At 67.4% G+C, this 24,560-nt stretch carries 24 protein-coding genes; 6 read left to right on the forward strand and 18 right to left on the reverse strand.

The annotated features are described in order from the left end of the window. Positions 1–315: 315 nt before the first annotated feature. The 3 genes from ACYJP6_RS07270 to ACYJP6_RS07280 form a co-directional block, all read right to left on the reverse strand. On the reverse strand, positions 316–879 hold the full coding sequence (locus ACYJP6_RS07270) for a DedA family protein (RefSeq protein ID WP_459474373.1): 564 nt from the start codon (positions 877–879) through the stop codon (positions 316–318). Between the two features lie 9 nt (positions 880–888). Further along, positions 889–1,995 (reverse strand): calcium:cation antiporter, encoded by a 1,107-nt coding sequence (locus ACYJP6_RS07275; protein WP_459474374.1) that lies wholly within the window; start codon positions 1,993–1,995, stop codon positions 889–891. A 125-nt stretch (positions 1,996–2,120) separates the two neighbouring features. Continuing rightward, on the reverse strand, positions 2,121–3,221 hold the full coding sequence (locus ACYJP6_RS07280) for an acyltransferase family protein (protein ID WP_459474375.1): 1,101 nt from the start codon (positions 3,219–3,221) through the stop codon (positions 2,121–2,123). A gap of 230 nt (positions 3,222–3,451) precedes the next feature. On the opposite strand from ACYJP6_RS07280, the gene ACYJP6_RS07285 reads away from it, so the two are divergent. The 3 genes from ACYJP6_RS07285 to ACYJP6_RS07295 all read left to right on the forward strand — a co-directional run bounded on the left by ACYJP6_RS07285 (position 3,452) and on the right by ACYJP6_RS07295 (position 7,884). Beyond that, positions 3,452–4,402: an adenosine deaminase gene (locus ACYJP6_RS07285; RefSeq protein WP_459474376.1), complete on the forward strand. Its 951-nt coding sequence runs from the start codon at positions 3,452–3,454 to the stop codon at positions 4,400–4,402. A gap of 2 nt (positions 4,403–4,404) precedes the next feature. Then, positions 4,405–5,211, forward strand: coding sequence for a histidinol-phosphatase (hisN, locus tag ACYJP6_RS07290; protein ID WP_459474377.1), 807 nt, complete (start codon positions 4,405–4,407; stop codon positions 5,209–5,211). A 993-nt stretch (positions 5,212–6,204) separates the two neighbouring features. Further along, positions 6,205–7,884, forward strand: a complete 1,680-nt coding sequence (locus tag ACYJP6_RS07295; RefSeq protein WP_459474378.1) for an ArnT family glycosyltransferase — start codon at positions 6,205–6,207, stop codon at positions 7,882–7,884. A gap of 400 nt (positions 7,885–8,284) precedes the next feature. Here the strand turns inward: ACYJP6_RS07295 and ACYJP6_RS07300 are convergent, their stop codons facing one another. The 12 genes from ACYJP6_RS07300 to rutA all read right to left on the reverse strand — a co-directional run bounded on the left by ACYJP6_RS07300 (position 8,285) and on the right by rutA (position 19,080). Next, entirely contained in the window at positions 8,285–8,977 is a 693-nt protein-coding gene (locus ACYJP6_RS07300) for a cysteine hydrolase family protein (protein WP_459474379.1), read from the reverse strand. Then, a complete protein-coding gene (locus ACYJP6_RS07305; protein WP_459474380.1) occupies positions 8,974–9,900 on the reverse strand; it encodes an ABC transporter permease in 927 nt (308 codons plus the stop codon). The genes ACYJP6_RS07300 and ACYJP6_RS07305 overlap by 4 nt, the downstream gene beginning before the upstream one ends. Then, complete coding sequence (locus ACYJP6_RS07310) at positions 9,897–11,021, reverse strand: ABC transporter permease (protein ID WP_459474381.1); 1,125 nt, start codon at positions 11,019–11,021, stop codon at positions 9,897–9,899. The genes ACYJP6_RS07305 and ACYJP6_RS07310 overlap by 4 nt, the downstream gene beginning before the upstream one ends. Continuing rightward, positions 11,014–12,528, reverse strand: coding sequence for an ABC transporter ATP-binding protein (locus tag ACYJP6_RS07315; protein WP_459474382.1), 1,515 nt, complete (start codon positions 12,526–12,528; stop codon positions 11,014–11,016). The genes ACYJP6_RS07310 and ACYJP6_RS07315 overlap by 8 nt, the downstream gene beginning before the upstream one ends. Before the next feature lie 76 nt (positions 12,529–12,604). After that, positions 12,605–13,696: a BMP family ABC transporter substrate-binding protein gene (locus ACYJP6_RS07320; RefSeq protein ID WP_459474383.1), complete on the reverse strand. Its 1,092-nt coding sequence runs from the start codon at positions 13,694–13,696 to the stop codon at positions 12,605–12,607. Between the two features lie 20 nt (positions 13,697–13,716). Continuing rightward, entirely contained in the window at positions 13,717–14,103 is a 387-nt protein-coding gene (locus tag ACYJP6_RS07325; RefSeq protein WP_459474384.1) for a VOC family protein, read from the reverse strand. Then, on the reverse strand, positions 14,103–15,122 hold the full coding sequence (locus ACYJP6_RS07330; protein ID WP_459474385.1) for an isopenicillin N synthase family dioxygenase: 1,020 nt from the start codon (positions 15,120–15,122) through the stop codon (positions 14,103–14,105). Before ACYJP6_RS07330 ends, ACYJP6_RS07325 begins: the two co-directional genes overlap by 1 nt. Before the next feature lie 353 nt (positions 15,123–15,475). Continuing rightward, the gene (locus ACYJP6_RS07335) at positions 15,476–16,000 is read right to left on the reverse strand and encodes a flavin reductase (protein ID WP_459474386.1); all 525 of its coding nucleotides are present in this window, start codon (positions 15,998–16,000) and stop codon (positions 15,476–15,478) included. A gap of 3 nt (positions 16,001–16,003) precedes the next feature. After that, on the reverse strand, positions 16,004–16,789 hold the full coding sequence (rutD, locus tag ACYJP6_RS07340; protein WP_459474387.1) for a pyrimidine utilization protein D: 786 nt from the start codon (positions 16,787–16,789) through the stop codon (positions 16,004–16,006). Positions 16,790–16,873: 84 nt separating this feature from the next. Continuing rightward, on the reverse strand, positions 16,874–17,257 hold the full coding sequence (rutC, locus tag ACYJP6_RS07345; RefSeq protein ID WP_145006548.1) for a pyrimidine utilization protein C: 384 nt from the start codon (positions 17,255–17,257) through the stop codon (positions 16,874–16,876). Between the two features lie 6 nt (positions 17,258–17,263). Continuing rightward, the gene (gene rutB / locus ACYJP6_RS07350) at positions 17,264–17,992 is read right to left on the reverse strand and encodes a pyrimidine utilization protein B (protein ID WP_459474388.1); all 729 of its coding nucleotides are present in this window, start codon (positions 17,990–17,992) and stop codon (positions 17,264–17,266) included. Beyond that, positions 17,992–19,080 carry a pyrimidine utilization protein A gene (gene rutA, locus ACYJP6_RS07355; RefSeq protein WP_459474389.1) on the reverse strand — a complete coding sequence of 363 codons (1,089 nt, stop codon included), beginning with the start codon at positions 19,078–19,080 and terminating at the stop codon, positions 17,992–17,994. The genes rutB and rutA overlap by 1 nt, the downstream gene beginning before the upstream one ends. 363 nt (positions 19,081–19,443) lie before the next feature. Between rutA and rutR the strand changes: the two genes are divergently transcribed. Next, positions 19,444–20,124 (forward strand): HTH-type transcriptional regulator RutR, encoded by a 681-nt coding sequence (rutR, locus tag ACYJP6_RS07360; protein WP_459474390.1) that lies wholly within the window; start codon positions 19,444–19,446, stop codon positions 20,122–20,124. An 8-nt stretch (positions 20,125–20,132) separates the two neighbouring features. On the opposite strand, the gene ACYJP6_RS07365 is transcribed toward rutR, so the two are convergent. Then, positions 20,133–21,038, reverse strand: coding sequence for an alpha/beta fold hydrolase (locus ACYJP6_RS07365; protein ID WP_459474391.1), 906 nt, complete (start codon positions 21,036–21,038; stop codon positions 20,133–20,135). 123 nt (positions 21,039–21,161) lie between these two features. Between ACYJP6_RS07365 and ACYJP6_RS07370 the strand changes: the two genes are divergently transcribed. Further along, positions 21,162–21,590, forward strand: a complete 429-nt coding sequence (locus tag ACYJP6_RS07370) for a GNAT family N-acetyltransferase (RefSeq protein WP_459474392.1) — start codon at positions 21,162–21,164, stop codon at positions 21,588–21,590. After that, positions 21,587–22,138, forward strand: coding sequence for an ankyrin repeat domain-containing protein (locus tag ACYJP6_RS07375; RefSeq protein WP_459474393.1), 552 nt, complete (start codon positions 21,587–21,589; stop codon positions 22,136–22,138). The genes ACYJP6_RS07370 and ACYJP6_RS07375 overlap by 4 nt, the downstream gene beginning before the upstream one ends. A 5-nt stretch (positions 22,139–22,143) precedes the next feature. Here the strand turns inward: ACYJP6_RS07375 and eutC are convergent, their stop codons facing one another. Next, positions 22,144–22,959, reverse strand: coding sequence for an ethanolamine ammonia-lyase subunit EutC (gene eutC / locus ACYJP6_RS07380; protein ID WP_459474394.1), 816 nt, complete (start codon positions 22,957–22,959; stop codon positions 22,144–22,146). 189 nt (positions 22,960–23,148) lie between these two features. After that, positions 23,149–24,540, reverse strand: coding sequence for an ethanolamine ammonia-lyase subunit EutB (locus ACYJP6_RS07385; RefSeq protein ID WP_459474395.1), 1,392 nt, complete (start codon positions 24,538–24,540; stop codon positions 23,149–23,151). Positions 24,541–24,560: the final 20 nt, after the last annotated feature.

The following is a 24,560-nucleotide window of genomic DNA, read 5'->3' on the forward strand; positions in this document are numbered from 1 at the left end:
CGTCAGTGAGGCCGAGTGCAGGCGTTGCGCAGGGGGATGCGAGGCAGGACGCCGAGCAAGGCGCGAGGGGCAGGAGGCCCCTTCGTGCCGTGCCCCCGGAGCGGCGCCGGAGCGCGGGGACCCGGAGCGCAGCGAAGGGCCGAAACGTGGGGACAAGCGTTTTTGGTTACTTTTTTGGCGTTTGAAAAAAGTGACTCGCCCGGGTGGGCGAAACAGCAACCATCAGCAAACCACGATAATAAGCCAGTACAACAGCTCAAACCCAAAGCCTTGGGCTTCGCCTGCGCTCAACACAACCTACACAACCAACCTCCCCTACACCCCCTCCCGCCGCCGCAGGATGGCGCGGGCGCCGATGAACAGCACCGCCACACAGATCGCCGCGGCGATGAACCAGCGCTTCGACACATGATGCTCGGCGAAGAAATCCCGCAGGATCTCGCCCACCGCGTAGCCGATGCCGGTCATGAAGAAGCCCCACAGCAGCGCGCCGATGATGTTGTAGAACAGGAAGCGCCGCGGCCGCACCCCGCTGGCGCCGATCAGCAGCGGGCCGATCAGGCGGAAGCCGTAGGCGAAGCGGATGCCGATGATCCACAGTGCCTCGTGGCGGTGGATGCGGCTGCGCAGCCAGTCGATGCGCTGCTGCTGGTGCTTGAAGCGGCGCAGGATGCCATCGCCATAGCGACGGCCGAGAAAGAACAGCGTCTGGTCGCCGATGAAGCCGCCCAGGGCCACGCACAGCGCCGTGAGCGGGAACAGCAGATAACCGTGGCGCGCCGCGATACCGGCCAGGATGGCGACGCCGTCGCCCTCCACCAAGGCGCCGATAACGGCCGCGCCATAGCCGTAGTTGCTGATCATCTCGCTGTCGATCATGGCGCAGTCCTAGAGACCGAGGATGGTCAGCATGATGAAGGTGCCGAACAGCACGAAGTGGGTCATGCCCTCGATGGCGTTGGTCTCGCCGTCGTTCAAATTGATGGCGGCGACGATCAGGGTCACGGCCATCATCACCGTCTGCACCGGGGTCATGGCCATCTGGATCTGCTGGCCATTGAACAGGGCGATGGCCTCCACCACCGGCACGGTGAGGATGACGGTGGACAGGCTGGCGCCCAGGGCGATGTTGATCACCGACTGCATACGATTGGCCATGGCCGCGCGCAGCGCCGTGAGGATCTCCGGGCTGGCGGAGATCACCGCCACCACCAGGGCGGGCACCAGAGCCGGCACGGCCAGGCCTTCGAGGCCGGTATCCAGCGACTTGGACATCACCTCGGCCAGGGCCCCGGTGGCGACGATGCCGACGATCAGCAGGCCGATGGACAGGGCCGAACTGCTCTTGCCATGCCCGCCCGTCTCGGCCTGCCCTTCCACGGCCGGGCGCTTGCGCTTCTTCTCCGGGTAGTTGTAGCTGAAGAAGTAGCTGTGTGGACCGGTCTGCATGCGCAGGAACAGCGCATAGAGCAGCGCCATGGCGCCGATGGTGAAGAAGGAATAGACGTGCCACTGGGCCGTGGGGATGAATTCCGGGACCAGCATGGAAATGCTCACCGCGGTCATGATCATCACGCCGTAGCTGCGGCTGGAATCGTCGTTGTAGGGCTGCTCGCCGTGCTTGATGCCACCGAGCAGCGCGGCCAGGCCGATGATGCCGTTCATGTCCAGCATCACAGCGGCGTAGATGGTGTCCCGCGCCAGGGTCGGCGAATGGTCGTGGCTCATCATGATCGCCAGGATGATCACCTCCACCAGTACGGCGGAGAGGGTCAGGATCATGGTGCCGTAGGGATCGCCGACCTTTTCCGCCAGCAGTTCGGCGTGGTGGGCCACGCGCATGGCCGCGCAGATGATGGCGGCGATCAGACCACCCGCCGCGACCAGCGCCAGGGTCTGGCCACCGCCGAGCAGCGCGTGTTCGAACACATAGGCCAGCACCGTGGCACCGATGGCGACCAGCAGCAGGGTTTCGTCTTTGAGGGCGGCGAGCATGGAAAAGCGTCCTTAAATGAGCAATGCCCTGTTACGACCGCCGTGAAGGGCAAAACGCTCGCGGGCCCGGGCACCCAGGTCGCCACCGCCCCCCCTGGAAGCGGCGGCGGTGGCCCAGCAGCCGCTCAGCTGACCCGGGCGCGTGGCGCCAGGCGCTTCCACATGGCCTTGGTGCCCAGGGCGCAGGCCTGGCGATAGCCCAGCGCGTGGCGCTCCACCAGGTACCAGGACACCACCGCTAGCGGCAGGGTGATGCCGATGGAGAGGATCACCATGGTCCAGGTCTCGATGCCCGGGATCACCGCGGCCAGGGTCTGCTGCACCGGGAAGGAGTAGATGTAGAGGCCATAGGAATAGTCGCCCACCTCATTGAAGGCGCGGATGCGGCCGGCCGGGACGAAGGCGAGGTAGAGCAGCACGTAGCCCAGCACCAGGTTGTAGACCAGGAAGAAGCTGTCGCGGTCGGGCGTGGCCACGGCCAGCAGCGCCACGGCGGCGACGAAGGCCGCCCGTGACAGCGGGATGTAGCCGCGCAGCACATAGAAGGCGCCCCCCAGGAAAAACATCTGGAACAGCCGCAACAGGTGCGATTCGCTGGCGAAGAAGTAATGGGCGAACAGCTTGAACAGCGCGGCGCCCACGGCGAACAGCAGGATGGCACGCTGGAAATGGCGGCTGTCCAGGCGCAGCCAGAGCACGAACAGCCAGAGCAGCGCCAGGGCGCCATACATCCCGACCTCGAAGGGCAGCGTCCACAGCGAGCCGTTGACGATGGTCTGCAGAGGATTGCCCTCGAACAGCCCGGGCAGGTCGAATTCGGCGCCGGCGATCAGGCCGGTGTTCTTGAACAGGTAGAACCAGGTCTGGGGATCGCTCAGGTAATCCTGCAAGGGCGCCCGGGTCATCCAGGCGCCCAGGCCGAGCACCGTCAGCATCAGCATCACCAGCAGCCCCGGCACCACCCGCAAGGCGCGGCCCCAGACGAAGTCGATGATGTCGGCGCGACTGAGCAGGCTCTTGGTGACCAGGAAACCGCTGGTGATGAAGAAGATGTCGACTGCGATGTCGCCGAGGGTCATGCCCAGGCTCTCGCGTCCCGGCTCCGCCGTGGCGGTGCCGCTGGAGATGGCGAAGCTGTGGCTGAAGACCACGGCGAGGGCCGCGATCATGCGAATCAGATTGAGATTGTTGTTCTTGCCGCCAACGTAATCCTGAACGGTCTGCACGGATACCTCACGCCTGGTGTTTGAAGCCATGCGTCCCGATTGTAGTCAGATCCAGACCCATTGCAGGGGTTATGGCCATTTGCTGGCCCAAAGCGTGGAATGCTGGGAGTTTCTGACCACCGAAGCCACCGTACATCGGCCAGGGGGAACCTGGAGGGCTGCGATTGCGCCGGCAAAGCGTGCGACAATTGTCCACTGCTTTATTCACATTAGGCGATATCGAGGTTTCCATGTACGACTGGCTCAATGCCCTGCCCAAGGCCGAACTGCACCTGCACCTGGAAGGCACCCTGGAGCCCGAGTTGCTGTTCAAGCTGGCCGAGCGCCATGGCGTCGCCCTGCCCTGGGGCGATGTCGAGGCCCTGCGCGCCGCCTACAACTTCGGCAACCTGCAGGAATTCCTCGACCTCTACTACGCCGGCGCCGACGTGCTGCGCACCGAGCAGGACTTCTACGACCTGACCTGGGCCTATCTGCAGAAGTGCAAGGAGCAGAACGTCATCCACACCGAGCCCTTCTTCGATCCCCAGACCCACACCGACCGCGGCATTCCCTTCGAGGTGGTGGTGCGTGGCATCACCCAGGCGCTGGCCGACGGGGAAAAGCAGCTGGGCGTGACCAGCGGCCTGATCCTCAGCTTCCTGCGCCACCTTTCCGAGGACGCCGCCCAGGCCACCCTGGACCAGGCACTGCCGTTCCGCGAGCACTTCATCGCCGTCGGCCTGGACAGCTCCGAGCAGGGCCATCCGCCGAGCAAGTTCAAGCGCGTCTTCGCCCGCGCCCGCGCCGAGGGTTTCCCGGCCGTGGCCCACGCGGGCGAGGAAGGTCCGCCGGAGTACATCTGGGAGGCCCTGGACCAGCTCGGCGTGGTGCGCATCGACCACGGCGTGCGTGCCTTCGAGGACGAGCGCCTGATGGCCCGCCTGATCGACCAGCAGATCCCGCTCACCGTCTGCCCGCTGTCCAATACCAAGCTCTGCGTGTTCGACGACATGAGCCAGCACACCATCCTCAAGATGCTCGACCGCGGCCTGAAGGTCACCGTCAACTCAGACGATCCGGCCTACTTCGGCGGCTACGTCACCGAGAACTTCATGGCCCTGCACGAAGGCCTGGGCATGACCCAGGAGCAGGCTCGGCGCCTGGCGCAGAACAGCCTCGACGCGCGCCTGGTGAAATGAGCATGAGCCTGAGCGCTGCCGAGATCTCCTACTACGAACGCTTCGCCGAACGCCTGGCCGACGCCGCCGCTGTGGCCATCCAGCCCTACTTCCGCGCCCAGCTGGCGGTGGACGACAAGGGCGACGCCGCCGTCGCCGGCCGCCGCTACGACCCGGTGACCATCGCCGACAAGGCCGCCGAACGGGCCATGCGCGAACTCATCCAGGCCGAGCATCCCGACCACGGCATCCTCGGCGAGGAAGAAGAAAACGTCGCTGGCAGCAGCCCCCTTAGCTGGGTGCTGGACCCCATCGACGGCACCCGCGCCTTCATCACCGGCCTGCCGCTATGGGGCACCCTGGTGGCGCTCAACGACGGCAGCCGTCCGGTGATCGGGGTGATGAACCAGCCCTTCACCGGCGAGCGCTACCTGGGTACCCCGGCCGGCGCCTGGCGCAACGGCGTGCCCCTGCGCACCCGCGCCTGCGCCAGCCTCGCCCAGGCGCGGCTGATGTGCACCAGCCGCGACATCTTCGACACCCCCGAACGCCTGGCGGCCTTCGACGCCGTCGCCGCCGAAGTGCAGCTGGCCCGCTTCGGCGGCGACTGCTACGCCTACTGCATGCTGGCCTCGGGCTTCGTCGACGTCATCATCGAGGCGGGCCTGCAGCCCTACGACGTCCAGGCGCTGATCCCCATCATCGAAGGCGCCGGCGGCCGCATGACCGCCTGGGACGGCGGCGATGCCCAGCAGGGGGGGGCCATCCTGGCCTGTGGTGATCCGGCGCTGCATGCGCAGTTGGTGGAGCGGTTACAGCGTCTGGCGTAGAGGCGGCTGCTTTCGTAGGTTGGGTTGAGCGGAGCGAAGCCCAACGGTTTGGGCATTAGGTGTCTTAGCTGATTATCGAGTGCTCGGATGGCTTTTGTTTCGCCCACCCGGGCGACTCACTTTTTTCAAACGCGAAAAAAATAAGCAAAAACGCTTGCCCCACGTTTCGGCCCTCTGCTGCGCTCCGGGTCCCCTCGCTCCGGCGCCGTGGCAGGGGCACGGCACGAAGGGGCCTCCTGCCCCTCGCGCCTTGCTCGGCGTCCTGCCTCGCATCCCCCTGCGCAACACCTACACTCGGCCTCACTGACGGGGCGGGGCGCAAGCCTGAGGCTGAGGTGTTTACAGGCGGAGCCAGAGCGATTCGTAGCGTGGATAACCGCGCAGCGTTTTCCACTGATGAGCTTGATCATGAACAGTGGACAAGGCTTCGTTGTTGTCCACGCTACGGGTTCTTCAACTAATACTTTCAGGCTGGTGAATCGCCCCGTTCAGCAGGGCGAACGCCAGTGTCGTGGAGTGGGTCGAGCCGCAGGGATGCGGCGAGAGGTCCAGTGGGCCATGGACGGCCCATCTGGACCGACCCCGGAACGGCGCTGGCGTGAACGAAACGTAGCGCAGCGAAGTAACAGCCGCAGGCTGGCCCGAAGGGGGAGCGAAGCGAATCACCCGCAGCGAAGCGGAGGGCCGGATGGTGGGGCAAGCGTTTTTGGTTACTTTTGTTCGGGACGCGTAGTCCGGGGCGCGCAGCCGCGACTGGCAAAAGTGACTCGCCCGGGTGGGCGAAACCAAAACCATCAAAACACTCGATAAGCAGCCAAGGCACCAATACCAGCAATCGCGGCCATGGGCCGCTCCTACAAGCCCAATCCACCCCCGTAGGAGCGGCCGGGCCGACACCGGCCCTGACCCCTGCCAGTCATCCCCCGCTAACCTCTTAAGCCCCCTCTAAGCCAACTCCCGTATACCGGCAGGATTCCGCCAAGAGTCCCTGCCGTGCTCCCCTCTTCTTCCCCTGCCTCCCCAAGAGCCGCACAGCTGGAGCGGGCGCTGCTGTCCTTCTGTCTCGTGGCCTACCTGCTCGCCGGGCTGTTCGGTCGTGGCCTGTGGAAGGCCGATGAGCCCTATTCCTTTGGCATGGTGTGGAATTTCCTCACCACCCCGGACTGGCTGATCCCGCGGGTGGGCGATGCGCCCTTCATGGAAAAGCCGCCGCTGATGTACTGGAGCGGCGCCTTCACCGCCCGGCTGTTTTCCCCCTGGCTAGGCGAGCCGGACGGTGCGCGGCTGGCGGTGCTGGGCTGGATGCTGGTGACCCTCGCCGCCCTGGCCTGGCTCACCCGGCTGCTGCTGCCCGGGCGCGTGCGCCAGGCGCTGCTCGCCCTGCTGGGCATGCTCGGCGTGGTGCAGCACAGCCATCTGCTGATTGCCGACGTCCCCCAGCTGACGGGCGCCACCCTGGGCCTGGCCGGCCTCGCTGCCTATCTGCACGATGGCGAAAAACCCTGGCAGCGTGGGCTGCTGTTCGGCAGCGGCCTGGGTATCGCCTTCATGAGCAAAGGCCTGCTGGTGCCGGGGGTGCTGGGCCTCTGCGGGGGACTCTGCGCGGTCTGCTGGCCACAGCGCCTGGTCGAGCCGGCCACGCGGCGCTGGCTGCTCGCGGCCCTCGTCGCCGCCCTGCCCTGGCTGCTGATCTGGCCCCTGCTACTCTGGCACCAGGCACCCGAGCTCTTCCATACCTGGCTGTGGACCAACAACATCGGCCGCTTCTTCGGCCTGGAAGCGCGCAACAGCGACACCGATGGCCTGGTCTCCAGCCTGGCGGACCTGGCGGCGCTGTCCTTTCCCACCGGGTTGATCCTGCTCGGCGCCACCCTCTGGCAGCTCTATCGCCGTGGCGGTAGCCCGCTGAAGCGGCTGGGCCGGCATCCGGGACTGGCCACGGTGGTGCTTTACGTGATCGTCTGCCTGGGGGTGCTGCTCAAGTCGGCGGTCTTCCGCAGCCTCTATCTGCTGCCGCTGTTTCCCGCCCTGGCGCTGCTGGCGGCGCGGCTGGAGCCACCGCCGGCCATCGCCCGCCTCGGCCGCGATGCCAGCCTGGCGTTCTGGACACCGGTCATCGCCCTGCTGGCCCTGGGCGGTATCGGCCTGGCCTTGGGCTGGCCGCTGCCCTGGCCGCGCCTCGTCACCGACCATCTGCCGATAACGGAACGCCTGCCACTGAGCCCCCTCGCCTGGGCGGTCGCCCTGCTGGCCTTGCTCGGCTGGGGCGTAGCGCTCGGGCGGCGCACGCAGTTAGGCGCCGCCAGTACCTGGTTCGTCGGCCTGACCGTCGGCTGGACCCTGGCCAATACCCTGTGGCTCCCCTGGGTCGACCTGGGCAACAGCTACGCCCGGCCTTTCACCGAGCTGCAGCGGGTACTCCCGGCAGCGGATTGCGTGGCCAGCTACGGCCTGGGCGAATCGGAGCGTTCCATGCTGCACGTCTACAGCGGCTATCCACCCCAGGAACAAGCCAATCTGCGGCAGGTGCCCTGCCAGTTGCTGGTGGTGCAGGACGAATGGCACGAACCGGTGGCGGTGCCCGCGACCTGGCAGGAAATCTGGCGCGGCGCGCGGCCCGGCAACCTCAAGGAACGCTTTCGTGCCTTCCGCGTGGTACAGACAGGACCTTGAGCCGTTGGCTTCGCTGCGCTCAACCCAACCTACCGGAGCCCGTGTAGGTTGGGTTGAGACAGCTCCACCGTCGAAGCCCAACAGGCCGGGGTCGAGCCGGGCAAAGTTGGGCTTCGCTGACGCTCAACCCAACCTACCGGAGCCTACGTAGGTTGGGTTGAGACAGCTCCACCGTCGAAGCCCAACAGGCTGGGGTCGAGCCGGGCGATCTTGGGCTTCGCTGCGCTCAACCCAACCTACTAGAGCCCGCATAGGTTGGGTTGAGACAGCTTCACTGTCGAAGCCCAACAGGCGAGGTCGAGTTGGGCACTGTTGGGCTTCGCTGCGCTCAACCCAACCTACCAGAGCCCGCGTAGGTTGGGTTGAGACGGCTCCACCGTCGAAGCCCAACGAGCCGCCGTCAGGGGGCACCGCTATCGCCCCAAGCTACGAGCAGATCATGGGACTCCATCACCAGCCCCAGGTGCAGGGAGACCATGCTCAGCGCCGCCCCCTCCAGGCCCTCGTCGGTCCCTCGTACCAGGTCGCGCAAGACGATCACCCGGTAGGTGCGGTTGCTGGCGTCGAAGGCGGTGTTGAGCACGCAGCAGTCGGTGAAGCCACCGTCCAGCACCACGGTGGTGATGCGCTGGTTGCGCAGCAGGAAGTCCAGGTCGGTGGGATAGAAGGCCGACAGCCGTCGCTTGTTTTCCACCCGCAGATCCTCCGGCAGGACCTCGGTGAGCAACTCGGTCCAGGGCGAGCCCTCCAGAGCATGGGCGTCGGCGTTGGGGATCGGCCCGACATGCAGCGGAAAGGTCCGCCGCCAGGCCGAGGGAATACCGCCCAGGTCGTCGGCGCCATTGGCGCGCAGCACCGACTTCACGTGGACGATACGCACGCCCAGGGCGCGGGCCTGGCGATGGAAGGCGTCCACCGGTGCCACCAGATCGCGGGCGCGCGGTGCCGGGCAGGGGCAATCCGGCGAGGCGTCCAGATGGCCACGGTGCAGGTCGATGGACAGCACCGCGGTGGTGGCCGGGTCCAGGTAATCGGCGAAGTCCGCCCGCGTCAGCAGCCGGGGTTCCTCGTAGACGAAAGCACGCAGGCTCATCGGCGCTCCTCACGGACAAAGGCTTCGCCCAGGGCGCCGGGCTGGCTCAGGCGATCACGCCCGGCCAGGGCGACCCAGATCATCACGCCAAGGGTGACGGCATAGGGCGCCATCAGGATGAAGTATTGCGACAGCCGCACCCCGGCGGCGGCCAGTTGCGGGATCAGCGCCTCGATGCAGCCGAACAGCAGCGCCCCGGCCAGGGCGCGCCAAGGCGACCAGCGGGCGAAGATCACCAGGGCCACCGCGATCCAGCCGCGGCCGCCGGTCATCTCGGCGATCCACAACTTGGTGCTGAGCACGGCGATGTAGCCACCGGCCAGGCCCACCAGGGCCGCGCCGGCAAGGATCGCCAGCAAGCGGTAGCCGGCCACCGAGAGCCCCGCGGCATCCGCCGCCTGGGGATTCTCGCCCACCGCCCGCAGGCGCAGGCCGGGGGTGGTGCGCTCGAGCCAGGCGATGACGGCAAGAAAGATCAGCGGGGTCAGGTAGACCAGCAGGTTCTGCTGGAACAGCCGCCCCACCAGCGGAAGCTCGGACAGTGGCCAGAGCGCCAGCGCCGGCAGGCCCGCCACCGGCTGGTTGGTCCAGCCCCAGAGGGTACCGAGCAGGCCGGTGAGGCCCTGGCAGAAAAACACCAGGGTCAGGCCGGCGATCACCTGGTTGATGCGCAGCCAGATCACCATGACCGCGAACAGCAGCGAAACCAGCGCCGCCGCGCCCATGGCCGCCAGCAGCGCCAGGCCGGCATTGCCCAAGGCCAGTTGCGCCCCTACGCCGAACAGGGCACCGACCAGCATCAGCCCCTCGGCATGCAGGGCCAGCACCCCGGATCGCTCGGTGAGGATCAGCCCCAGCGCCGCCAGGGCGTAGGGTATGGCGAAGTCGGGGACGTTACCCAGCCAGCTGGCGAACAGGTTCAAGCGGCACCTCCCTGGCTACGTCTGAGCCGATGGCGGATGAAGAAATCCGAGGACGCCACGCAGATGACGATCAGCGCCTGGATCAGCTGCACCATGGCGAAGGGGATTTGGTAGAACACCTGCAGATTGCGTCCGGCGACGAACAGGGTCGCCACCAGGAAGGCCACCACGGCGGCGGCCAGCGGATTGTTGCGCGCCAGGAAGGCGATGAGGATCCCGGAGAAGCCATAGCCCTGGTAGAAGGACTGGGTCAGCCGCCCCTCCTGCCCCGCTGCCACCACGAAGCCGGCCAGCCCGGCCAGGGCGCCGGAGGCCAGCACCGTGGCGAGGATGGTGGCGCGCACCGGCACACCCACGGCGCCGGCCACCCGCGGATTGGCGTCGACGAATCTCAGATAGAGTCCGGCCCGGCTCAGGGCCACGAACCACCAGGCCAGCACCGCCACCAGGAGCGCCAAGGGCACCGCCAGGCTCAGCCCCGGCAGCAACTCGGGCAGCCGCTCGAAGGAGCGGAACAGCGGCGAATAGGGAAAGGCGACGCGCGGGTCCTTCCAGGGGCCGAACACCAGGTGCAGCAGGAAGTTGGCGGCGATGTAGTTGAGCATCAGCGAGGCGATGATCTCGTTCACCCCCAGGCGCAACTTGAGCAGCAAGGGCGCCAGCGCCCAGAGCAGGCCGCCGAGCAGGGCCGCCACCAGCATCAGCGGCAGGCGCAGGGCCTCCGGGCCGATCTCGAACAGCGACACCGCCGTGGCACCGATGGCGCCCCAGATCATCTGGCCTTCCAGGCCCAGGTTCCAGAAGCGCGCACGAAAGGCCAGGCAGCCAGCCAGACCCACCAGGATCACCGGCGCGGCCTGGAACAGGGTGGCCTGCAGGCTCTGGGCATCGAACAGGGTGGCGACCACGAATTCGTTGAGCAACTCGCCGGCGGGGACCCCGGCCAGGACCAGGATGGCGGCTGATAGCCCCAGGCCCAGCAGCAGCGCCAGGCCGAGGATCAGGGCTTGCCAGGGCCAGGCCAGTTGCTGGCGGATCTCCAGGGTGTAGCGGCGGCTGAACAGCGGCTGCCGCGGTCGCGGCTGGACCTCGGGCAGCGGAGCACTCAGGGGTTCAAGCATGATTCACCATGGCATGGCCGATCGCCTGGCGATCGGCGGGTCGCTGGAATTCGGCGACGAGGCGCCCGGCGCTCATCACCCCGATGCGGTCGGCGAGGGCCAGCACCTCGTCGAGGTCCTCGCTGATCAACAACACCGCGGCGCCGGCCTCGCGGGCGGCCAGCAGTCGCGCCTGCACCTCGGCGCCGGCGCGTACGTCCAGGCCACGGCTGGGGCTGTGGGCCAGCACCAGTCGCGGTTCCCGACCGAACTCTCGGGCGATCACCAGCTTCTGGGCGTTACCGCCGGAGAGCAGCGCCGCCTTCTGCCGCACCGAGCGCACGCCCTGGACATCGAACTGGGCGACCGCCGCCTGGGTCGCCACTTCCTGGGCGCTTCTATCCAGGCGGGCGAAACCACCGAAGCGACCGCTGTGTACCGCGCCGATGGCGAAGTTGTCGGCCACCGACAGGGACCCGGCCAGGGCGCTGCCATAGCGGTCGGCGGGAATGGCGGCGATACGCAGGTCGCGGCGTCCGGCGCTGGTGGTGGCGGCCAGGTCGCCGAAGCCCTCCAGTCGCACCTCGCCTTCATAGGGTTGCGGCAAGCCCATCAAGACATCGGCCAGCTCGCCCTGGCCGTTACCGCCGACGCCGGCGATACCGTAGATCTCGCCAGCGTGTAGTTGCAGATCGATGCCGTCCAGCGCGCGCCGACCACCGCGTTCGGGGGTGCGCAGGCCACGCACCGTCAGCAGCGGCGCCCCGGCCGCGCTGCGCGGGGTATCGGCCAGGGGTTGGGCGTCGCCCACGGTGAGGCGCACCAATTCGTCCACCGCTACCTCGGCGGGGTCCAGACTGCGCAGGGTGCGGCCACCGCGCATCACCGTGAGGCGGTCGGCATAGGTCAGGGCGTCCTGCATGCGGTGGGTCACCAGCACCACGGCCGCGCCCTCCGCCGCCAGGGCGCGCAGGGTCTGCAGCAGCCGCTCGCCCTCGCCATCGGTGAGCACCGCGGTGGGTTCGTCGAGGATGAGGATGCGCGCCCCGGCCAACAGCACCTTGAGGATCTCCACCCGTTGCTGTTCGGCGATGGACAGCTCCGCCACCCGCTGCTCCGGGCGGATGGCGAAGCCCAGGGCGGCGGCCTGCTGGCGGATGCGCTCGCTGATCTCGGCCAGACGTTGGCGATGGCTACCCGCCCCCGCTGGCAGGCCGAGCAGCACGTTCTCGGCGACGCTGAACGGCCGCACCAGCTTGAAGTGCTGATGGACCATGCCGATGCGCAACCGCGCGGCGTCCGCCGGACCGCGTAGCCGCACCGGATTGTCGTCCACCAGCAGCTCACCGGTCTCCGGCGCATAGAGGCCGGCGGCGATGTTCATCAGCGTCGACTTGCCCGCGCCGTTCTCGCCGAGCAGCGCATGCACCTCGCCCCAGCGCACCAGGAAATCCGCCTGCTGCAGCGCCTGGAAGCCATCGAAGGTCTTGCCGACGCCGCGCAGGTGCAGGGCGTTGTGTCTTTTCATGCTGGTCGGCCTTTGTTCAAGGATCGCCTCCGTGGAAAACGCTGCGCGGTTTTCCACCCTACGCAGGAGTGAACCGCTACTTCTGCGTCGTCACGCCCTGGACGAACCAGTCCATCTGCCACAGCGCGGGATCGGCCAGCACCTGGCCAGCGGCGACCCGCTCCTTGCCGTCGCGGTCGCTCAGGGGGCCGGCGTAGATCTGCTTGCCCTTGAGGATGGCGTCACGCTCGGCGAGGATCTTTTCCTGGGCCGCCTTGGGCACGCCGTCGCCGAAGCCGGCGATGTCGGTACCGCCGTCGGCCATGGAAACGAAGGCGCCGTAGGGTGCGGGTTTCCAATGGCCGGCGATGACGCGCTTGAGCTCCGGCACCAGGAAGCGATCCCAGACCCATACCGAGGAACAGAGGGTGGCCTTGGGCGCGAACTGGCGCATGTCGCGGTGATGCCCGGTGCCATAGACGCCGCGCTCCTGGGCGACGATCTGCGGCGTGGGGGTATCCACGTGCTGGCCGATGACGTCGGCGCCCTGGTCGATCAGCGCCGCTGCGGCGGCGCGCTCCTTGACCGGATCGTTCCAGCTGCCGGTGTAGATCACCGTCAGGGTGGCGTTGGGATTCATCTGCCGGGCGCCCAGCTCGTAGGCGTTGATGGTCCAGTTCACCACGCCGAAGGGGTTGGCGGCGACGAAGCCCAGCTTGCCGGTCTTGGACGCCGCGCCCGCGGCCATGCCGCAGAGGTACTGGCTCTCGTAGGTGCGGCCGTAGAAGGATTCCAGGTTGCGCCCGTTGGTGGTGCCCGAGGCGTTGAGGAAGGCCACCTCGGGGTACTGCTCGGCGAGTTGCTTGAAGGTGTCGGAATAACCGAAGGCGGTGCCGATGACGATTTTGGCGCCACGCTTGATGAAGCGCTCGGCGGCCGGGCGGATGGCCGAGGCGGTCTCCGGCACGTTCTCCACGAACTGGATCTTCATACCCAGTTCCTTCTCGATCTTCACCCGCGCCTCGTCCATGGCCTGGGTCCAGCCGCCGTCGTTCTTGGCGGTGAAATACAGCATGGCGATCTTCGGCTCGCCCTTGAGGGTGAAGCCCTCGTCATCCGCCCGCGCCACGGCGCCCAATCCCACCAGTGCCAGCACCCATACCGCTCTTCCCAGCCATCTGCTCAGCATCGTCTCGTCCTTAGCCTTGTCTACAACATGTGGTTGATACGGAACACATTGCCTTCCGGGTCCAGCAGCACCGCCTGGTACCAGTGGTAGTAGGTCTCGTAGGGCGCCTTCACCAAGCGGGCACCGGCGGCCTCGGCGACCGGCACCAGCCGGTCCACCTCGGCGCGGCTGTCCACTTCCAGGTTGAGCAGGAAGCGGCAGCCCTCGCTGCCGGCGAAGTCGCCCAGGCCGAGCAGGTCGTAGGCCTCCCGCGAGTTGAAGCCGATGGCGGTCTTGCCGGTGTCCAGGCCACGGAAGATCGGCGAGCGGATCGCCTCGATCTCCGGGAAGCCGAACACCCGCTGGTAGAAGCCGCTCAGGGCGACCACGTCCTGGGCGAAGACGTTGACGTAGGAAAGACTCGGCATCAGGCCACCCGCACGCCGGACTGGGTGCCGCCGAAGGTGGTCTGCTTGACGAACTTGGATCTCAGGTGGTCGCCCGAGGTGATGGGCGCGTGACGCGGCGGCATGCCGGGGGTGGCGCAACCGGGCAGGCACTCGATGAGGGCGTCGTAGTTGGGCTGGTGGAAGAACACCAGGGACTGGCGGCGGGTGTCGCAACCGGCATTCGCCGGCGGATTCACCACCCGGTGCAGGGTGGAGACCCAGCGGTCGTTGGTCCACTGCATCATCAGGTCACCGATGTTGACCACGAAGCCACCTGGCACCTTGGGTACGTCTACCCACTCGCCTTGGGCGTTGCGCACCTGCAGGCCGCCGGGGGCGTCGTCGGGACGAACGATGGTCAGGCTGCCGTAGTCGGTGTGGGCGCCGGCGCGCAACTGGCCGGGCAGCGCCGCTTCCTTCTGGTGGGGATAGCAGAGGGTGCGGAACATGCTGATGTGGCGGTCGATGCGGCTGTCGAAATAGGTCTCCGGCAGCTCCAGCCCCAAGGCGAAGAGCCGCATGAGCGTCCGCGCCAGATCGCTCATGGCGGCGAAGTACTCGGCATAGGCCTCGCGAAAACCGGGAATGGCCGTGGGCCAGACATTGGGCGCGAAGTGCGGCCCGGCTTCGGGGCCACGGTAGTAGGGCTCGTCCGGCACTGCCAGCGGCCCGATGGAGAAGGATTCCTTGAGATCTCCTGGCGCCGCCTCTTCCAGGCTGTAGGCCAGGCTTTCCTCGGCCACCGCGCTGTAGCCGCGCACCTGGTCCGGGCGCGGCCGATCGGCCTTGCGCTTCTCCGCCAAGGGCAATTCGAAGAAGGCTCGCGACAGCTGCGAGACCCGCTCGACCAATTCCTCAGGCACCTGGTGGTGGGTGATGACCAGGAAGCCGATGTCGCGGCAGGCCTGGTCGACAGCCTTGGCCACCGCCTGCTTGCCGGCGACCGTACCAGCGAAATAAGGGGCCAGATCGATGATGGGAACACTGGACAGCGGCATGACGGACCTCGCGAAGGTTGGACGGAAGGGGACAGCGCGACTCACGTTCACCGAGCAGGACGGCAGCAGGGAAAGTGCAACCGTTGTGCCAGCTTTGGACCATTTGGTAAAAACTAAAAAACCTAGCTAGAACAAGGCGTTGACTGAAGAATCCGATACCGGGAAAGGGCACGCTGCACCTTGAGCGGTCAGCGTGCACCGGGGTGGCGCCTAGCCCACGTTCGGTGCTGACAGCGAAGGCTTTGGGGTGTTGGATCGACCTGGCGACGTTGGGCTTCGCTGCGCTCAGCCCAACCTACAGTCGGCGTAGGTTGGGCTGAGACGGCTCCACCGTCGAAGCCCAACAATCCTGACTAACCCAGCTCGTGATAACGCCGGTCGAAGTACAGCAATCCGCCTTCGCCACCCGGCTCGGCCACGTCCAGCACCTCGCAGAGCAGCAGATCGTGGCTGCCCACCGCCTGCACCCCGGCGATCCGGCAATCGCAGGCCACCAGAGCGCCCTCCAGCACCGGCGCGCCGCTGGCCAGGCGCGTCCAGCGCGCCGCGGCGAAGCGCTCGCTCATGGCGGTCTTGCCGCCGAACAGATTGGCCAGCGCCTGCTGGCCAGCGGCCAGGACGTTGACGCAGAGCACCCCGTTGGTACTGAACGCCGGATGCACCGAGGCCCCGCGATTGAGGCAGACCAGCAGGGTCGGCGGGCTGTCGCTGACGCTGCACACCGCGGTGGCGGTGAAGCCGGCGGGCCCGGCCGGGCCGTCGGTGGTGACGATGTTGACCGCGGCGCCCAGGCGCGCCATGGCCCCGCGGAAGAGGTCGCGCTCGACCGGGGCGGCGGGCGTCGCGGTGGGCAGCGGCAAGGCATGGGCAACGGACATGGGCTACTCCTCGGAAGCTTGGCAGAGGTAGTCGAGGACCACCCGGTCGAAGGTGGCAGGATCGGTCACGCTGGAGGCGTGGCCGCCCCACTCCAGCAAGTGGAAGGTGGCCTGGGGCAGGCCTGCGGCCAGGCGCTGGGAAGAGGTCCAGGGCACCAGGACGTCGTCGCGGTTGGCCAGCACCAGGGTCGGCACCTCGATCCGCGCCAGCTCGGCCTCCACGTCGAAGGCCAGCAGGGCACCGATACGGCGCAGGACGTTGGCCTCGCCAGGGAAATGCGCCAGGGCGTGGGCTTCGTCGGCGGCCAGGCGCTCGCTGTGTTCGGCGATCCAGGTGGCCGGATAGAGGAAGATCGCCTGGGCCTGGACATAGGCGGCTGCGCCGCTGTCACGCAGCAGGCGCTGGCGCAGGGCGAAGCAGCGCCCGGTGTGGGGATTGGGTCGGCTCCAGGCATTGACCAGCACCTGGCGGCGGATCAGGCCTGGCCGCAACAGGTTGGCCTGCAGCCCGACCAGGCCGCCCAGGGCATGGCCCATGAACAGACAGTCGCGTAGTTCCAGGCGGTCGGCCAGGGCCAGCAGGTCCTCGGCCATCTGCTGGATGCGATAGTCGGCGGGTAGCTCAGCCGGACTCTTGCCGGTGCCGCTCTGGTCGTAGACCACCACCCGGAAATGTTCGCCCAGGGCCGCCAACTGCGGCGCCCAGAAGGCGCCGGCGCCACCCAGGCCGGAGCTGAGCAACAGGGTCGCGGCCGCCGGGTCCTGGCGGCCATGGAGTTCGAAGTGCATGGGCGGTCCTTAAAGGTTGGGTGGTTGAGGCGGCCCTCACCCCAGCCCTCTCCCAGGGGGAGAGGGAGCTAGACGGAGCGCGGCCTAGCCGATATGGGCGATGCTGGCGATCTCGATCAGGGCGTCGGGTTTCACCAGGCCGCACTGGATGCAGTAGCGCGCCGGCTTCTCGCCGGGGAAGAACTCGGCGTACACCGCGTTGATGGCGGCGTAGTTCGCCCAGTCGGTCAGCATGATCATGTTGAAGGTGACGTCGGCCATGCTGCCGCCCGCCGCCTCCACCACGCCCTGGATGGTGGTGAGCACGTGGCGCGCCTGGGCGGCGGCGTCGCCGACGTGGACCACATTGTTCTGCGCATCGAACGGCAGGGTGCCCGAGACGTAGAGCACCCCGTCGGCCAGGCTGCCGGGGACGAAGGGGGCGATGGGGATGCCGGTACCGGCGGGAATCACGGCTTGCTTGGGCATGGCGGCTCAGTCCTTGGCGAAGGTGGTGTGGAAATCGGCGCAGCTGGCGACCCAGCCGAAGAAGGTCTCGATGTTGAACAGCGCGGCGTCGTGGGCCGAACGGGGACCGGCCTGGTGACAGGCGTCGTGCAGGCAGATGCCGAAGTATTCGAGGAAGAAGCCATCCCTCAAGGTCGACTCCACGCAGACGTTAGTGGCGACGCCGACGAACACCAGGTTGCGGATGCCGCGGGCGCGCAGCAGGCTGTCCAGGTTGGTGTTGTAGAAGCCGCTGTAACGGGTCTTGGGCACCACCAGGTCGGCCGCGGCCGGTTGTAGCTGATCTACCAACGCGTAGTCCCAGCCACCCTTGGCCAGCAGTTGGCCGTGCAGCTCGGGTCGCTTGCGCATGGTCTTGAGCGCGTTGGACTTGTGCCAGTTGGGCGAACCGGGGCCGCCGGCCTCGCGGTACTCCGAGTCCCAGCCATTCTGGAACCAGATCACCTGCATGCCGGCGCCGCGCGCGGTCTCCACCACTCCGGCGATGTTCTCGATCACCGGCCCGGTGGCCGAGACGTCGAAGCCGGCCAGGTCCAGGTAGCCGCCCGGACTGGCATAGGCGTTCTGCATGTCCACCACGATCAACGCCGTCTCGCTGGCCTTGAGCCGCAGCGGCTCGGGCCGTGCCGGCAGGGTCAGGGCCTCGGCGTCGCCCGCAGGCAGGGCATAGCCCGCCAGGGTTTCCACAGCGTTCATCAGGCACTCTCCTTGAGCAGGTCGACATGGCGGCGGCTGTGCATCAGCGGCTGGATGCGCTCGCCGAAATCGGTGACGCCCTGGACGAAGTCGTCGAAGGTCAGCAGCACCCCGCTGGCCCCAGGCACCTCGGCGATCTCGTCGAGCATCCGCGCCACGCTGGCGAAGGAGCCCACCAGGGTGCCCATGTTGATGTTCACCGCCGAGGTCGGATCGGCCATCTGGCGCACGTTGGTGTCGCTGCCGGACTTGGTGTCGGCGGCGGCCTGGGCACCGAGCCAGGCGATGGCCTCCTCGTCGGCGCCAGCCTTGTAGTGCTCCCACTTGGCCCGGGCGGCCTCGTCGGTCTCGGCGGCGATGATCATGAACAGGGCGATGGAGCTGACGTCGCGGCCGGTCTTGGCGGTAGCCGCCTGCAGCCGTTCCACCGCCGGAGCGAAGGCCTTGGGCGTGTTGACCCCCTTGCCGAAGACGAAGCTGTAGTCGGCATGCTCGGCGGCGAAGGCCAGGCCGGCATCGCTCGCCCCGGCGCAGACGATCTCCATGGGCGCCTGGGGTTGGGGGCTCACCCGGCAGTCTTCCATCTGGAAGTGCGCACCCTTGAAGTCCGACTGCCCGGTACCCCAGAGATCGCGCAGCACCTGAGCATATTCACCGAGGTACTGGTAGCGGCTGGCGAAGAACTCATCGCCCGGCCAGAGGCCCATCTGGCTGTACTCGGGCTTCTGCCAGCCGGTGACCAGGTTGACGCCGAAGCGCCCGCCGGAAATGGAGTCGATGGTCGAAGCCATGCGCGCGACGATGGCCGGTGGCAGGGTCAGGGTCGCGGCGGTGGCGAACAGCTTGATGCGCGAGGTCACCGCGGCCAGCCCGGCCATCAGGGTGAAGGATTCCAGGTTGTGGTCCCAGAATTCGGTCTTTCCGCCGAAGCCGCGCAGCTTGATCATCGACAGGGCGAAGTCGAAGCCGTAGTGCTCGGCGCGCTGCACGATCTCGCGATTCAGTTCGAAGGTAGGCCGATACTGGGGCGCGTTTTCCGAGAGCAGCCAGCCGTTGTTGCCGATGGGAATGAAGACACCGATGTTCATCGTTCGAGCTCTCCCGCAGTCAGGATTCGGAGCGCACCCGGAGGCGCCGTGACCGCAGGATCAGAGCAGAAAGCTTGCCAATTCCCGAATATCCAAGCCAATCAATCACTTGGATAAAAGGCAGCAAATAAAACAGACCATTTGGTCCAAATAAGATCACCTGGTTTGGTGCGCCCTGCACGAATTCGGGGCATGCCCGCGTCCGGCGACATGCTAGAGTGGATCACGGGTCGGTGCCGCGGCGCTCGGCCTGCGGTTCGCCGACCAGGACGGTGCGAACCCGAACGACCGTGTCACCGGGGCAGCCTCCTTCCTGACTCCTAGCGCACGCGTCAGACGTTGATAAGGCCCAAGGAGCAGTTCGTGAGTCAGGCCAGCGATTCCCCACCCCGTAAGTCCCGTCAGCCCAGTCTGGCCGCCCAGCAGCGCCGGCTGCGCCAGATCGAAGCCAAGCGCGCCCAGATCCTCAGCGCCGCCCTCGACATCTTTTCCCGTTTCGGCCTGCACGGCGCCAGCCTGGATCAGGTCGCCTTGCAAGCGGACGTCTCCAAGACCAACCTGCTGTACTACTTCAGCAACAAGGAAGAGCTGTACCTGGCCGTCCTGCGCCAGCTGCTCACCACCTGGCTGAGCCCCCTGCGCACCTTCCGCGAAGACCAGGAGCCGCTCGACGCCCTGCGCGGCTACCTGCGGCAGAAGTTGGAGATGTCCCGCGACTATCCGGCCGAGTCCCGGCTGTTCTGCCTGGAAATGGTCCAGGGCGCCCCGCTGCTGCTCCCGGAACTCCAGGGCACCCTGCACGACCTGATGGACGAAAAGGCCCGGGTGATCCGCGCCTGGATCGCGGCGGGCAAGCTGGCCCCGGTGGATCCGCACCACCTGATCTTCAGCATCTGGGCCACCACCCAGCACTACGCGGACTTCCGCGTGCAGGTTCAGGCCGTCTGCGGCCGTAACCTGCTCGACCCGGATTTCTTCGACGAGGTGCTCAGGGGCCTCGAGACCCTGATCATCGAGGGGCTGAGACCCCGTCCCGGCGCCTGACGTCCCGCTCAGGGCGCGAGGAAGAAGTCGGCGAAGGTCGTGCTCAGGCGTGGCCAGAGCGCGGCAGGCAGGTCATGGGCCATCTCCGGTACGAGTTCGAAGCGCGCGCCGCGGATGGCGCGGGCCACGGCGCGACCACAGGCCGGGCGCAGCAGCGGATCGCAGGCGCCATGCACCACCAGGGTCGGCGCCTGGATGCGGCGGGCGAAGGGTCGCAGGTCACCACTGCCGAGCAGGGCGAACAGCTGGCGCTGCACCCCGTCCACGTCCACGCCGCGGGCCAGGATGCGCTGTACCAGGCGGTCGAGATCGGCTTCGCTCTGCCGATAGCAAGGGCTCTCGATAGCGCGCAGCAGCGCCTTCTGCCGGGCGAGCGCCTGGTCCGCCGGCAGGTCGGCCGGTGGCCGGCGCAGCAGGCTGCCGAGCAGCCGGACCGAGGGCAGCGGCAACAGCGGCTGGTTGGTGGACGAGAAGAGGATACCCAGGCGCGCCACTCGCTGCGGCCAGTCGGCGGCGAGGATCTGGGCGATCATGCCGCCCATGGAGCCGCCCAGCACATGGGCGCGTTCGAGGCCCAGGTGGTCGAGCAGACCCACGGCATCGGCGGCCATGGCCTCCAGGCGATAGGGTACCGCGCTGGTCTTGCCCAGGAGCCCCCGGCCCAGCACCGGCCACACTGACGGCGGTCGCCCGCCCGGCCAGCTCAACCGCGAGGATTGGCCGACGTCGCGGTTGTCGAAGCGGATCACCCGTAGTCCACGCCGCACCAGCGCCTCGCAGAAGCCTTCCGGCCAGAGCAGCAACTGGGCGCCGAAGCCCATGATCAGGAGCAGCGCCGGATCGGCGGGATCGCCCCAGTCTTCGTAGGCCAGTTCCAGCGCCCCGACGCGGGGGCGTCCCTCTCGTATGTCCATGCTTCACCACGACCGGGCAAAAGGTCATGCTACTGCAAGGAAGCGGCGGTCGAAGCAGCAGAACCCGGCAGTCACGGGGCAGCCGATCACGCTTTCGTCGATCACCTCGCCAAGAGAACCCCCATGACCCCAGCGCCCCTGGAATACCGGCTCACCGACGAGGCTCGGGAAGACCTGCGCCTCGCCATAGGCGCACCGCTCCGCCGCTATAACGAAGCCCAGGCCGGCCCGAGCGGTTACCGGCCGCTGGTGATCGCCCTGACCCGTGGCGACGAGGCCCTGGGCGGCCTCTGGGGCTACACCGGCTATGGTTGGCTCACCGTGCAACTGCTGGCGGTGGACGAAGGCGTCCGCGGCCAGGGCGCCGGCCGGGAACTGCTGCTGCGTGCCGAAGCCGAGGCGCTCAGCCGCGGTTGCCATGGTGCCTGGCTCGACACCCACGAATTCCAGGCCCGGGGTTTCTACGAGCGCCTGGGCTATGAGCTGTTCGGCGAATTGGCGGACTATCCGCCGGGCTTCGCGCGGTATTTCCTGCGCAAGGCGCTGGCTTGACCCCTCTGGCGGGTCAGCTAGACAATGAATTTCACGACATCCAGGGACGGATCATGGCGATTATCGCGGGCAGAACGCTGGGCACCCTGGCTCTCTGCCTAGGGCTAGGTACCAGCCAGGCTGAGCAGCCAGTGAAGGCCCTGGATGAGCGTGGCTGCCTGCTGAGCGTCAGTAACGGCAAGGAGACGCTGACTCAGTCCACCCTGGATTTCGTTGCCAGTCACTACGATGAGCCCGGCATACGTCGAGACGTGCTACTGCAGATAGCCCAGACCGCCCTAACAGCCGGTTGCCCGGCCGATGCCGACGCGGATGCCGCGGGCATGACGCCGCTCAACGCTGCTATCCTGTTCAACCGGCCAGAGCTGGTAGCGCTCCTGCTGACGTATGGCGCCGATCCAAAACGACCTATCGTCCGCCCTGGCAAGGCGTCGAACGGCTGGAACTCCTATCAACTCCAGGCCTTTCTCAAACGGCAACGCCCCGCTGATCGCAGCGCCATCGACCAGTTGCTGGACGACCATCGCTCGCGCCCCGCGCAGCGCTGAACGGGCTAGAACGCCGTCAGGAAATTCCCCACCCGCGCGTTCGCCTCACCGCCTTCCAGCAGCGGCACCTCGGCCTCGTCCTTGAGTTGCACGCCGGACAGCTTGCGTCGATCCGCTTCGCGCATCAGGTAGAGCAGCTTGTGCGCTGCCAGGCCGTAGGCGAGGCCTTCCAGGCGGACGTTGGAGATGCAGTTGCGATAGGCGTCGTTGAGACCGGGCTTGGGACCGTAGGTGAAGTAGAGGCCGAGGCTGTCGGGCGAACTCAACCCTGGGCGCTCGCCGATCAGCATCACCAGCAGGCGCGCCTTGAGCAGTCCGCCGATCTCGTCGCCGACCGCTACCCGCCCCTGCTCCACCAGGGTCACCGGCGCCCAGCGCCACCCCTCGGCCTGGGCCTGGTCGGCCAGGCGTTCGAGAAACGGCAGGGCATGGCGATGCACCGCCAGGGCGGAAAGACCGTCGGCGATCACCACGGCGACGTCGAAGCCCTCGGGATGCTCGGTGGCGTAGGCCTGGAGCTCACGCGCTGACTCTTCGGACAGCTTGCGGCCCAGGTCCGGGCGCTGCAGATAGGTGTGGCGATCCGGCGCGGCGCTCTTGAGCACCAGGGTCTCGCGGCCCTGGGCGGTCAGCCCTTCGCGCAATGCCTCATGGTCGAAGGCCAGGTGCACGGCATCGCGCGCCTGGGCATGGGCGGCCTGAAAGTCCAGCTGGGCCGCGGTGGGCAGGCTGGTACCGGCACGACCGAGGGCGATGCGCGCCGGGGTCAAACGTCGCAATTCGGCCCAGGGGTCGGGGCGGGCGGTGTCGTTGGGGTTCATGGCAGCAGTCCTCGGTAGGTTGGGCTGAGACGGCTTCATCGTCGAAGCCCAACGGGCACGGGTTGGGTCTGGCACTCGGCCTTTCGTAGGTTGGGTTGAGACAGCTCCACCGTCGAAGCCCAACAGGCACGAATCGGGCTTTGCACCGTTGGGCTTCGCTGACGCTCAACCCAACCTACGAAAAAACATTCAAATCTGCGCCAGCGCCCGCTGGAACGGCGCCGGCAAGCCTTCGCCGAGGCGGAAGCGGCCGTCCTCCAGGCGCAGGATGCCCAGGCGGTCGAGCCAGGCGGCGAATTCCGGTGCCGGCTGCAGGCCCAGCACCTGGCGCGCGTAGAGGGCATCGTGGAAGGAAGTGGTCTGGTAGTTGAGCATCACGTCGTCCGAGCCCGGGATGCCCATGATGAAGTTGATCCCAGCCGCGCCCAGCAGGGTCAGCAGCATGTCCATGTCGTCCTGGTCGGCCTCGGCATGGTTGGTGTAGCAGATATCGCAGCCCATGGGCACGCCGAGCAGCTTGCCGCAGAAGTGATCTTCGAGCCCCGCGCGGATGATCTGCTTGCCGTTGTAGAGGTACTCCGGGCCGATGAAACCGACCACGGTGTTCACCAGCAGCGGCTGGAATTTCCGCGCCACGGCATAGGCGCGCACCTCACAGGTCTGCTGGTCGACCCCGTGGTGGGCACCGGCCGACAGGGCACTGCCCTGCCCCGTCTCGAAGTACATGAGGTTGTCGCCCAGGGTGCCGCGGCGCTGCGACAGGCCGGCCTCGTAACCCTCCTGCAACAGCGCCAGGCTGATGCCGAAGCTTTCGTTGGCGCCCTGGGTACCGGCGATGGACTGGAACACCAGGTCCACCGGCGCGCCGCGCTCGATGGCGGCGATGCTGGTGGTGACATGGGTCAGCACGCAGGCCTGGGTGGGGATCTCGTAGCGCTGGATCACGGCGTCGAGCATCTTGAGCAATTCGCAGATGCCGCTGGTGCTGTCGGTGGCCGGGTTGATGCCGATCACCGCATCGCCGTTGCCGTAGAGCAGCCCATCGAGAACGCTGGCGGCGATGCCGGCCGGATCGTCGGTGGGGTGATTGGGCTGCAGGCGGGTCGACAGCCGCCCGCGCAGGCCGAGGGTGTTGCGGAAGCGGGTCACCACCCGGACCTTCTGGGCCACCAGGATCAGGTCCTGGATACGCATGATCTTGGACACCGCGGCGACCATCTCCGGGGTCAGCCCCGGCGCCAGGGCGGCAAGACTGGTCTCGTCCGCCGCCGGACCCAGCAGCCAGTCGCGAAAGCCACCCACGGTGAGATGGGCGACCGGGGCGAAAGCCTGGGCGTCGTGGCTGTCCAGGATCAGCCGGGTGACCTCGTCGGCTTCATAGGGGATCACCGCCTCGCTGAGGAAGTGCTTGAGCGGCAGCTCCGCCAGGGCCATCTGCGCCGCCACCCGCTCCACGTCGCTGGCGGCGGCGACCCCGGCCAGGACATCTCCGGACCGTGCCGGAGTAGCCTTGGCCAACAGCTCCTTGAGATCGGCGAAGCGCCAGGTCTGACCGCCCACGCTGTGCTGGAAACCGCTCATGCTACCTCCTGGGGGTACGC

This window comes from Pseudomonas sp. No.117, from assembly GCF_054558395.1.